The sequence below is a fragment of the Pectobacterium brasiliense genome (assembly GCF_013449685.1).
Classification (GTDB): Bacteria; Pseudomonadota; Gammaproteobacteria; order Enterobacterales; family Enterobacteriaceae; genus Pectobacterium; species Pectobacterium brasiliense_A.
The window spans coordinates 1-12,423 of the sequence record NZ_JACDSF010000064.1 but is presented as its reverse complement, the minus strand read 5'-3'; the positions used below and the strand labels follow the sequence as shown (position 1 = coordinate 12,423).

Below are 12,423 nucleotides of genomic sequence, written 5' to 3'. Positions count from 1 at the left end.
AAAGAGACTTACTCGTCGTCGCTGCTACCAAAGCCTGCGTTCAACAGTTCAGCCAAGTTAGCAGAAGCTTCATCGGCACTCACTTGAGGCACGACAGGCGCTTCACCCGCCTGACGGCGGCGCATACGATCCTGATGGTACGCATAACCCGTACCCGCTGGGATCAGACGACCTACGATAACGTTCTCTTTCAGGCCACGCAGTTCATCACGTTTACCCGCAACAGCGGCTTCGGTCAGTACCCGCGTGGTTTCCTGGAACGATGCCGCAGAAATGAAGGACTCGGTCGCCAGAGAGGCTTTGGTGATACCCAGCAGATCGCGGCTGTACGTTGCCGTAATCTTGCCATCCGCTTCCAACTGGCGGTTAGCAATCTTGATGCGAGAGAACTCTGCCTGTTCGCCTTCCAGGAACTCGGTGCCACCTGCGCTAACGATGGTGCCTTTACGCAACATCTGACGAACGATAACTTCGATGTGTTTATCGTTAATCTTAACGCCTTGCAGACGGTAAACTTCCTGAACTTCGTTGGTGATATAACGCGTTACTGCATGTACGCCACGCAGACGCAGAATATCGTGCGGAGATTCTGGACCGTCGGAAACAACGTCACCACGTTCTACCACTTCACCTTCGAACACGTTGAGCTGACGCCATTTCGGAATCATCTCTTCGTAAGCATCGCTGCCATCTAACGGAGAAATTACCAGACGGCGTTTACCTTTGGTTTCTTTACCGAAGGAAATGATACCGCTGATCTCTGCCAGAATAGCCGGCTCTTTCGGACGACGGGCTTCGAACAGGTCGGCTACGCGTGGCAGACCACCGGTAATATCCTTGGTACCGCTGGATTCCTGAGGAAGACGCGCCAATGTATCACCGGCACCAATCTGCACTCCATCTTCCAACTGAACAATTGTTTTACCCGGCAGGAAGTATTGGGCAGGCATATCGGTACCTGGGATCAATACATCTTCACCTTTGCCATCGACGATTTTCAGTGCCGGACGCAGATCTTTACCGCTACCGGTACGCTCTGCGCTATCCAGAACCACGATGGAAGACAAACCTGTCAGTTCGTCGGTCTGGCGTGTAATGGTCTGACCGTCAATCATATCAGCAAAACGGATGAAACCGCTTACCTCGGTCACCACTGGCATGGTATGCGGGTCCCAGTTTGCTACGGTTTCGCCACCAGTAACGTCTGAGCCATCACCTTTCGCCATCACCGCACCATAAGGCACTTTATAGCTTTCTTTCGTACGTCCGAATTCGTCGATCAGCTTCAGTTCGGTATTACGTGAAGTAATAACCAGTTTACCGTTGCTGTTCATAACGAACTTCGCGTTGTTCAGTTTCAGGCTACCTTTGTTTTTCACCTGAATGCTGGACTCAGCTGCCGCACGCGATGCCGCACCACCGATGTGGAACGTACGCATGGTTAACTGTGTACCTGGTTCACCGATGGACTGTGCCGCGATAACCCCGATGGCCTCACCTTTGTTGATGATATGACCACGAGCCAGATCGCGACCGTAGCAGTTGGCGCACACGCCAAAGTCGGTTTCGCAGCTTACGACTGAACGTACTTTAACGGCGTCAACGGAGTTCTCTTCCAACATGTCACACCACTGCTCATTCAGCAGCGTGTTACGTGGAACCAGAATGTCCGCTGTGCCCGGTTTGATCACGTCTTCAGCCGTTACACGACCCAGTACGCGCTCACGCAGTGGCTCTTTAACATCACCACCCTCGATAACCGGCGTCATCATGATACCTTCGTGGGTACCACAATCGTCTTCGGTCACAACCAGATCCTGCGCAACGTCAACCAGACGACGCGTCAGATAACCGGAGTTCGCTGTTTTCAGTGCGGTATCCGCCAGACCTTTACGCGCACCGTGCGTCGAGATGAAGTACTGGAGTACGTTCAAACCTTCACGGAAGTTTGCAGTAATTGGCGTCTCGATGATCGAACCATCTGGTTTCGCCATCAGACCACGCATCCCCGCCAACTGACGAATCTGTGCCGCAGAACCACGCGCACCGGAGTCGGCCATCATAAAGATGCTGTTGAAAGACACCTGCTGCTCAACCACGCCATCACGGTTAACCACATCCTCAACGGACAGGTTTTCCATCATCGCTTTCGCAACACGTTCGTTCGCAGCAGCCCAGATATCGATCACTTTGTTATAGCGTTCGCCCGCGGTAACCAGACCAGACTGGAACTGCTCCTGAATCTCGGCAACTTCGGTTTCTGCTTCTTCGATAATCTCGGCTTTTTTCTCCGGGATAACCATGTCATCGATACCTACGGAAGCACCAGAGCGCGCCGCGTAAGCAAAACCGGTGTACATAGTCTGGTCAGCGAAGATAACTGTCGGTTTCAGACCCAAAATGCGGTAACAGGTGTTCAGCATTTTGGAGATCGCTTTCTTGCCCAGAGGCTGGTTAACGATCGAGTACGGCAGACCTTTCGGTACGATCATCCACAGGATGGCGCGACCGATCGTCGTATCAATAATCGACGTCTGATGCGTAACATCGCCGTCGATGCTCTTGATCTCTTCCGTGATACGCACTTTAACGCGCGCATGCAGAGAGGCCAGACCAGCGCGGTAAACGCGTTCAGCTTCTTTCGGACCCGTGAGCACCATGCCTTCGCCTTTGGCGTTAACACAGTCACGCGTCATGTAGTACAGACCCAATACCACGTCCTGAGAAGGAACGATGATTGGCTCACCATTCGCAGGGGACAGGATGTTGTTGGTCGACATCATTAACGCACGCGCTTCCAACTGGGCTTCCAGCGTCAACGGTACGTGTACAGCCATTTGGTCACCGTCGAAGTCGGCGTTATAGGCCGCACAAACCAGCGGGTGCAGTTGGATGGCTTTACCTTCGATCAGTACCGGTTCAAATGCCTGAATACCCAAACGGTGCAGCGTTGGTGCACGGTTCAGCAGTACCGGGTGTTCGCGGATGACTTCGTCTAGGATATCCCATACGACGGCTTCTTCACGCTCAACCATTTTCTTGGCTGCTTTAATGGTGGTAGCAAGACCACGCAGTTCCAGCTTGCCGTAGATGAACGGTTTGAACAGTTCCAGTGCCATTTTCTTCGGCAGACCACACTGGTGCAGACGCAGGTATGGGCCAACGGTGATTACAGAACGACCGGAGTAGTCAACACGCTTACCGAGCAGGTTCTGACGGAAACGACCCTGTTTACCTTTGATCATGTCGGCCAAAGATTTCAGAGGACGTTTGTTAGAACCGGTGATCGCACGACCGCGACGGCCGTTATCCAGCAGGGCATCAACCGCTTCCTGCAACATACGTTTTTCGTTACGTACGATGATGTCCGGCGCAGCCAGATCCAGCAGACGTTTCAAACGGTTGTTACGGTTGATCACGCGACGGTACAGATCGTTCAGGTCGGAAGTCGCAAAACGACCACCATCCAGCGGAACCAACGGACGCAGATCTGGCGGCAGTACTGGCAGAACGGTCAGGATCATCCACTCTGGCTTGTTACCAGACTGCACGAACGCTTCCAACAGCTTAATGCGCTTGGTCAGCTTTTTACGTTTGGTTTCCGAGTTGGTTTCGGTCAGCTCTTCACGCAGCTGCTCGCATTCCTGCTCCAGATCCATATTCTTCAGCAGAGCCTGGATCGCTTCGGCGCCCATTTTCGCGTCGAATTCATCACCAAACTCTTCCAGCGCATCCAGATACTGCTCTTCAGTCAGGATCTGACGGCGCTCGAGGTTGGTCATGCCGCCTTCAACCACGACATAAGATTCAAAATAAAGCACGCGTTCGATATCACGCAGCGGCATATCCAGCAGCAAACCGATACGAGAAGGCAGTGACTTCAGGAACCAGATGTGCGCAGTCGGAGAAGCCAGCTCGATGTGGCCCATACGCTCACGGCGTACCTTAGTTTGGGTCACTTCAACGCCGCACTTCTCACAAATAACACCGCGGTGTTTCAGGCGCTTGTACTTACCGCACAAGCACTCATAATCTTTTACTGGCCCAAAGATACGGGCGCAGAAAAGGCCGTCACGCTCAGGTTTGAACGTACGGTAGTTGATGGTTTCTGGCTTTTTAACTTCACCAAAAGACCACGAACGGATCATGTCTGGCGAGGCCAGAGCAATTTTGATCGCATCAAACTCTTCGGTTTTAGTTTGCGCTTTCAGAAACTTTAATAAGTCTTTCACGGATTGGCTCCTGTCGGAGTTAGACCTGATAGACACCTGAACCATGCTGTTAAAAACACAGTTCAGATGTCCCTATGACGAATGCCAGCAATACAACGGGCTGGAATTACTTTTCTTCCAGCTCGATGTTGATACCCAGCGAGCGGATTTCTTTCAACAATACGTTGAAGGATTCCGGCATGCCTGGTTCCATCTGATGATTGCCATCCACGATGTTTTTATACATCTTGGTACGGCCGTTCACGTCATCAGACTTAACGGTCAACATTTCTTGCAGGGTATAAGCTGCACCATAAGCTTCCAGCGCCCACACTTCCATCTCACCGAAGCGTTGACCACCGAACTGTGCCTTACCACCCAGCGGCTGCTGAGTAACCAGGCTATAAGAACCGGTGGAACGGGCATGCATCTTATCGTCGACCAAGTGGTTCAGTTTCAGCATGTACATGTAGCCCACTGTAACCTGACGCTCAAATTGCTCACCGGTACGTCCATCGTACAGGGTAATCTGACCGGAGGTAGGGATACCGCCCATCTGTAACAGTTCCTTGATTTCTTTCTCTTTTGCACCGTCGAATACCGGCGTTGCAATTGGCATACCTTTCTTCAGGTTTTCAGCCAGACGCATCACTTCTTCGTCTGAGAAAGTGCTCAGGTCGACTTTTTGACGCACATCGTCGCCCAGGTCATAGGCTCTCTGGATGAACTCACGCAGTTTAGTCACTTCTTCGTGCTGCTTGAGCATGGCGTTGATTTTCTCGCCGATACCTTTTGCAGCCATACCCAGGTGGGTTTCCAGAATCTGACCAATGTTCATACGTGAAGGTACGCCCAGCGGGTTCAGTACGATATCGACCGGCGTACCGTTCTCATCGTAAGGCATATCTTCGATCGGGTTGATCTTGGAGATAACACCTTTGTTCCCGTGACGACCTGCCATTTTGTCACCCGGTTGGATCTGACGTTTAACGGCCAGATAAACCTTAACGATTTTCAGCACGCCCGGTGCCAGATCATCGCCCTGAGTGATTTTACGGCGCTTAGCTTCGAGTTTTTTCTCAAACTCATGCTTCAGCTCATCATACTGTTCTGCCAGCTGTTCCAACTGATTCTGTTTATCTTCATCAGTCAGACCCAGTTCCAACCAGCGCTCGCGCGGCAGTTTGTCCAGTTTGTCGGCTTCTACGCCGCCGGAAACCAGCACAGCGTGGATACGTGCAAACAGGCCCGCTTCCAGAATCTGCAATTCTTCAGTCAGGTCTTTCTTCGCCTGCTTCAGCTGCATTTCTTCGATTTCCAACGCACGTTTGTCTTTTTCCACGCCATCGCGAGTAAAGACCTGTACGTCGATAATCGTACCGGAAACACCGTTTGGTACACGCAGAGAAGAGTCTTTAACGTCAGACGCTTTCTCACCGAAGATCGCACGTAGCAGTTTCTCTTCTGGCGTCAGTTGGGTTTCACCTTTCGGCGTTACCTTACCAACCAGAATGTCACCGCCGGTCACTTCAGCACCGATGTAAACAATGCCGGACTCATCCAGTTTGGAAAGTGCTGCTTCGCCCACGTTCGGGATGTCCGCAGTAATTTCTTCAGGCCCCAACTTGGTGTCACGAGACACACAGGCCAGTTCCTGAATGTGGATGGTCGTAAAGCGATCTTCCTGAACCACACGCTCGGAAACGAGGATGGAGTCTTCGAAGTTGTAACCATTCCATGGCATGAATGCCACGCGCATGTTCTGACCCAGCGCCAGTTCACCCAGATCGGTGGACGGGCCATCTGCCAGAACGTCACCACGTTCTACCGGCTCACCCAGAGACACACACGGCATCTGGCTGATACAGGTATTCTGGTTAGAACGGGTATATTTGGTCAGGTTATAGATGTCGATCCCGGCTTCGCCCGGATACATTTCATCGTCATTAACGCGGATTACAATACGGGATGCATCCACGTACTGTACTGTACCACCACGTTTGGCTACGGCAGTTACACCGGAGTCAACCGCAACAGCGCGTTCCATACCGGTACCAACCAGCGGCTTATCAGCGCGCAGAGTCGGAACGGCCTGACGTTGCATGTTCGCACCCATCAGGGCGCGGTTGGCGTCATCGTGTTCCAGGAACGGAATCAGGGACGCACCGACGGAAACCACCTGCTGTGTGGAAACGTCCATGTATTCAACCTGATCGCGGCTGAACAAGCTGGACTCGCCTTTGTTACGGCAGGTAACTAGTTCGTCGATGAAGCGGCCTTCTTCGTCCAAATTGGTGTTCGCCTGTGCGATAACGAAGTTACCTTCTTCAATCGCAGACAGGTAATGGATCTCATCCGTCACCACGTTGTCACGCACGCGACGATACGGGGTTTCAAGGAAACCGTATTCGTTCGTTTGCGCATAAACGGACAGGGAGTTGATCAGACCGATGTTCGGACCTTCCGGCGTTTCGATAGGACAAACGCGACCATAGTGAGTCGGGTGTACGTCACGAACTTCAAAGCCAGCACGTTCACGCGTCAGACCGCCTGGGCCCAATGCAGAGATACGACGTTTGTGCGTAATCTCGGACAGCGGGTTGTTCTGGTCCATAAACTGTGACAGTTGACTTGAACCGAAGAACTCTTTAACGGCAGCCGAAATCGGCTTGGCGTTGATCATGTCCTGTGGCATCAGCGTATCGAGGTCGCCCAGAGACAGACGCTCTTTTACAGCACGTTCTACACGCACCAGACCAACGCGGAATTGGTTTTCTGCCATTTCGCCGACGGAACGGATACGACGGTTGCCGAGGTGGTCGATATCATCCACTTCGCCTTTACCGTTACGGATATCAATGAGCTTCTTCATCACTTCGATGATGTCATCTTTGCTCAGGATACCGGAACCTTCGATCTCATCACGTAGCAGAGAACGGTTGAACTTCATACGACCAACCGCAGACAGATCGTAGCGGTCTTCAGAGAAGAACAGGTTCTCAAACAGCGTTTCTGCTGCTTCACGCGTTGGTGGCTCACCAGGACGCATCATGCGATAGATTTCAACCAGCGCACTCAGACGATCGTTTGACGGATCGACGCGCACGGTTTCAGACATGTATGCACCATGATCAAGATCGTTGGTGAACAGTGTCTCAATACGTTTGTGACCAGACTGGCTCAGTTTGGCCAGCAGATCCAGCGACAGCTCCATGTTGGCTGCGCCGATCAGTTCACCAGTGCTCTCGTCGATATAATCTTTGGACAGTACTTTGCCAGCGATATATTCAACAGGCACTTCAATGCGCTCAATGCCGTCTTTCTCTAACTGACGGATATGACGCGCAGTGATGCGGCGACCTTTTTCGATATAAACTTTACCGTTCGCTTCAATATCAAACGATGCGGTTTCACCACGCAGGCGCTCAGGAACCAGATCCATCTGCAACTTATTGCCATTGATTTCATAGACAATTTTATCGAAGAAAAGATCGAGAATCTGTTCGGTGGAGTAACCCAGCGCGCGCAGGATAATGGTCGCAGGCAATTTGCGACGACGGTCGATACGGACAAACAGGTTATCCTTCGGATCAAACTCGAAATCCAGCCAGGAACCACGGTAAGGAATAATACGTGCGTTATACAGCACCTTACCTGAAGAGTGGGTTTTACCTTTGTCGCTATCGAAGAACACACCTGGACTACGGTGTAACTGAGACACGATTACACGCTCAGTACCGTTGATCACGAAGGTACCGTTATCGGTCATGAGCGGAATTTCGCCCATGTAAACTTCTTGTTCTTTGATGTCTTTAACGGTGCCTTCAGGCGCTTCGCGCTCGTAGATCACCAGACGCAGTTTTACGCGTAGCGGCGCAGAGAACGTCACACCACGGATCTGACATTCTTTAACGTCAAATACTGGCTCGCCCAAGCGATAGCTAACGTATTGCAGCTCTGAATTACCGCTATAGCTTTTTATAGGGAAAACAGAACGGAATGCAGCTTCCAAACCGTACTGACCTTCCGGGTCTTGCTCGATAAACTTCTGGAACGAGTCAAGTTGGATAGAAAGGAGATAAGGTATGTCCAAAACCTGTGGACGTTTACCAAAATCCTTACGAATGCGTTTTTTCTCGGTATAGGAGTAAACCATAGGGTTCCTCAGCTAGCTGACAAGTCGAACCACTCTGTCTGCCCTAACAAGGACAGTTCATGCAACACTATTTATGTTGGTCGGAAAATAGAGAACTTTCCGTAATACGTCTTTCTATTACTCTTAAACCATTTCGTTGCTCTTGCTGAGGCATGGAGCCCATGCAGGAAAGCAGTATATTAAGTCGTCAATAGAAAAAAATATTGGGAGAAATCAATGGCTAAACAGTGTGAAATCCCATTGATACCCTACAGCGCAAAAAGGCTGGTGACTAAAAAGTCACCAGCCATCAGCCTAATAAATCAGGCTGCAACCTGAAAGGTTGGCTTATTTAACTTCAACTTCTGCGCCAGCTTCTTCCAGTGATTTTTTCAGTGCTTCAGCGTCATCTTTGCTCACGCCTTCTTTCATCACTGCAGGTGCAGATTCAACCAGATCTTTGGCTTCTTTCAGGCCCAGACCAGTTGCGCCGCGAACAGCTTTGATTACAGCAACTTTGTTAGCGCCGATAGCTTTCAGCACAACGTCGAACTCAGTTTTTTCTTCAGCAACTTCAGCTGGGCCAGCAGCAACAGCTACAGCAGCAGCAGCAGAAACACCGAATTTTTCTTCCATAGCAGAAACCAGCTCAACAACATCCATTACAGACATAGCTGCTACTGCTTCCAGAATTTGATCTTTAGTGATAGACATAACAATTGTTCCTAAGAATCAGAAATAGTTTATACGTTAGCAAGTACGTTAGAAAAGAAAGTGCTATTACGCAGCTTCTTTTGCATCGCGAACAGCAGCCAGAGTGCGGACCAGTTTGCCGGCAGCGGCTTCTTTCATGGTCGACATCAGACGTGCCAGTGCTTCTTCGTAAGTCGGCAGCGTTGCCAGACGGTCAATTTGAGCCGCCGGGATCAGCTCGCCTTCAAAGGCTGCAGCTTTGACCTCAAACTTTGCATTCGCTTTCGCGAACTCTTTGAACAGACGAGCAGCAGCGCCCGGGTGTTCCAGAGAATATGCAATCAGGGTCGGACCAACAAACGTGTCTTTCAGGCATTCAAATTGAGTGCCTTCAACGACGCGGCGCAGCAGGGTGTTACGAACAACACGCATGTAAACGCCAGCTTCACGCGCTGCTTTACGCAGTTCGGTCATTTTATCAACGGTAACGCCACGGGAATCCGCAACAACCGCAGACAGCGCACCTTTGGCTACTTCGCTGACTTCAGCAACAATCGCTTGTTTGTCTTGAAGATTTAATGCCATTAGCTTTTGCTCCTGGATTTAGCCGGAGAAACTCTCCGGAACTCACTTCACTTATCGCCAAAATTAGAGATAAGCGTTGAAACACGGTGAGCAGAATCCAGTAAAAAATTATTCTTTATAAATAAAGAAAAACGTTATTTAGGCTCTGTCACCGTCTACGCAGGAGAATTAAGTTTCTTGCGAAACACCTGCGGTCTTGGACGGAGGCCTGGATAGGCCAGGCTCCAACCGAAAAATTTTTGCGTCATTCCACTTGAGGAACAACGGGCGTAAAATTATAGGTAAATCTCACACCCGAGTAAAGCGGAACAAAAGCTATTAGTTAGCAGCAGCGTTCAGACCGCTCTGGTCGATGGCAACGCCAGCGCCCATAGTGGTAGACAAGCTAACTTTCTTGATGTACACGCCTTTCGCCTGAGATGGTTTTGCTTTTTTCAGCGCAATCAACAAAGACTCTAGGTTTTCTTTCAATTTGTTAGAATCGAAATCAACCTTACCGATAGTGGTATGGATGATGCCGTTCTTGTCGTTACGGTAACGAACCTGACCCGCTTTAGCATTGTTAACAGCTTCAGCAACGTTAGGAGTTACAGTACCCACTTTCGGGTTTGGCATAAGGCCACGTGGACCAAGAACCTGACCCAATTGGCCAACAACGCGCATTGCATCTGGAGATGCAATAACAACGTCAAAGCCCATTTCGCCTTTCTTGATCTGATCAGCCAGATCTTCCATGCCCACGAATTCAGCGCCAGCTGCTTTAGCTGCTTCAGCGTTTGCACCTTGGGTGAAGACAGCTACGCGAACAGAACGACCGGTGCCGTGAGGCAGAACGGTTGCGCCGCGAACGTTTTGGTCAGATTTACGTGCATCGATGCCGAGGTTAACAGCTACGTCTACACTTTCTACAAACTTAGCAGTGGCCAGCTCTTTGAGCAGAGCAACAGCTTCGTTGATGTCATACTGTTTAGTTACATCAACTTTGTCACGGATCACGCGCATGCGCTTGGTCAGCTTAGCCATTTATTAATCCTCCACTACCAGGCCCATGGAACGAGCGGTACCTGCGATAGAGCGCGCCATGGCGTCTACATCAGAACCAGTCATGTCCGCAGCTTTAGTTTCTGCGATTTCACGAACCTGAGCGCTCGTTACTTTACCTACTTTGTCTTTGTTCGGCTTGCCAGAACCAGACTTGATACCAGCCGCTTTCTTCAGCAGAACAGCTGCTGGAGGCGTTTTGGTAACGAAGGTGAAAGAACGGTCAGAATAAACGGTAATAACAACCGGAGTCGGCAGACCCTTCTCAAGGCTTTCTGTTTTAGCATTGAACGCCTTACAGAATTCCATGATGTTAACACCTTGCTGACCCAGAGCCGGACCTACCGGTGGGCTCGGATTAGCCATACCAGCTGCAACTTGCAGCTTGACGTAGGCTTGTACTTTCTTGGCCATTTAACTTTCCTCGATTGGGTAATAGCGCCTAGTGAAAGGCTCCCCGTGGTTTGTATTACGTTTCAATCGCCATTGAGGCCACTGAAAAACAAAAGGCGCGAAATTATAGGTTAATTTCGCGCCATAGGCAAGTTGCTATTTTCAGCAAATCTTATCAGGCAATTAGCCTTTTTCGACCTGAGCAAAGTCTAGTTCAACAGGCGTCGCACGACCAAATATAGAAACAGACACCTTCAGGCGGCTCTTCTCATAGTCTACTTCTTCAACAACACCGTTAAAGTCGGCAAATGGACCATCGTTAACACGAACCATTTCACCCGGTTCAAACAGCGTTTTCGGACGAGGCTTGTCGCCAACCTGCTGGAGACGATTCATAATCGCATCCACTTCCTTGTCACTGATTGGAGCAGGACGGTCAGATGTGCCGCCAATGAACCCCATAACACGAGGTACGCTGCGTACAAGATGCCAGCTAGCATCTTCCATCACCATCTGTACTAAAACATAACCAGGGAAAAACTTGCGTTCGCTCTTGCGACGCTGGCCACCACGGATCTCAACGACTTCCTCAGTAGGAACCATGACTTCGCCAAACAGCTCTTCCATATTATGGAGTTTGATATGCTCACGCAGGGATTGTGCTACGCGACCTTCAAAACCAGAAAACGCCTGAACGACGTACCAACGTTTTTTTGGAGCTTCAGACATCTTAGAACCTCAGGCCAGTGATAAACGATACCAGACGGACCAGAATACCATCCAGCCCCCACAAAATCAGTGACATCACGGCAGTCACCGCGGCAACGATTAACGTGGTGTGTAACGTTTCCTGACGAGTCGGCCAAATTACTTTGCGCACTTCGGTACGCGCTTCGCGAGCAAACGCTACGGTTGCTTTGCCTTTCGTGGTCAGCAGTGCCACACCACCGGCTGCGGCGATCAGGATAACAACGGCCAATGCACGCAGAGGAAGACTAAATTCGCGGTAATAATAATTGCCAACAATCGCAACAACCAGCAAGGCACCTACTACTAGCCACTTAATCACTTCCAGGCCACGCCCACTATCCTGAGCTTCGGTATTCGCACTCATAAACCAACCTGTCACAATGATTCAGACAAATAACTTTGCCCCGCAACCACGGGGCAACCAAACCGAAAGATGTTCTGTAAAACGAATAATTCGGTATTTACGCCGTATCTACAGAGCCTATCTCACCAATGATTATATCTCACAATCGCTGATGAGATAGGTTCTACCATGACAGCGTAGAAAAAGGGCATCAAATGATGCCCTTTTATCGCGTGTCGCGTCAAATGTTATCAGCGATTAAGCGATAACTT

8 protein-coding genes are annotated in these 12,423 nt (G+C 50.3%); all 8 read right to left on the bottom strand.

What is annotated here, in order from left to right:
* Nucleotides 1-8 precede the first annotated feature (8 nt).
* The 8 genes from rpoC to secE all read right to left on the bottom strand — a co-directional run bounded on the left by rpoC (nt 9) and on the right by secE (nt 12,172).
* A complete protein-coding gene (gene rpoC / locus H0248_RS19775; protein ID WP_180787197.1) occupies nt 9-4,232 on the bottom strand; it encodes a DNA-directed RNA polymerase subunit beta' in 4,224 nt (1,407 codons plus the stop codon).
* Between the two features lie 106 nt (nt 4,233-4,338).
* Nucleotides 4,339-8,367, bottom strand: a complete 4,029-nt coding sequence (gene rpoB, locus H0248_RS19770; RefSeq protein WP_039311347.1) for a DNA-directed RNA polymerase subunit beta — start codon at nt 8,365-8,367, stop codon at nt 4,339-4,341.
* A 327-nt stretch (nt 8,368-8,694) separates the two neighbouring features.
* A complete protein-coding gene (gene rplL / locus H0248_RS19765; protein WP_005970331.1) occupies nt 8,695-9,060 on the bottom strand; it encodes a 50S ribosomal protein L7/L12 in 366 nt (121 codons plus the stop codon).
* A 66-nt stretch (nt 9,061-9,126) separates the two neighbouring features.
* Nucleotides 9,127-9,624 (bottom strand): 50S ribosomal protein L10, encoded by a 498-nt coding sequence (rplJ, locus tag H0248_RS19760; protein ID WP_010285495.1) that lies wholly within the window; start codon nt 9,622-9,624, stop codon nt 9,127-9,129.
* A gap of 318 nt (nt 9,625-9,942) precedes the next feature.
* Nucleotides 9,943-10,647: a 50S ribosomal protein L1 gene (gene rplA / locus H0248_RS19755; protein WP_010285494.1), complete on the bottom strand. Its 705-nt coding sequence runs from the start codon at nt 10,645-10,647 to the stop codon at nt 9,943-9,945.
* 3 nt (nt 10,648-10,650) lie between these two features.
* Nucleotides 10,651-11,079: a 50S ribosomal protein L11 gene (gene rplK / locus H0248_RS19750; protein WP_005970337.1), complete on the bottom strand. Its 429-nt coding sequence runs from the start codon at nt 11,077-11,079 to the stop codon at nt 10,651-10,653.
* Between the two features lie 162 nt (nt 11,080-11,241).
* Entirely contained in the window at nt 11,242-11,787 is a 546-nt protein-coding gene (nusG, locus tag H0248_RS19745; protein WP_005970339.1) for a transcription termination/antitermination protein NusG, read from the bottom strand.
* Nucleotide 11,788: 1 nt separating this feature from the next.
* Complete coding sequence (gene secE, locus H0248_RS19740) at nt 11,789-12,172, bottom strand: preprotein translocase subunit SecE (RefSeq protein ID WP_010285488.1); 384 nt, start codon at nt 12,170-12,172, stop codon at nt 11,789-11,791.
* Between the last annotated feature and the right edge of the window lie 251 nt (nt 12,173-12,423).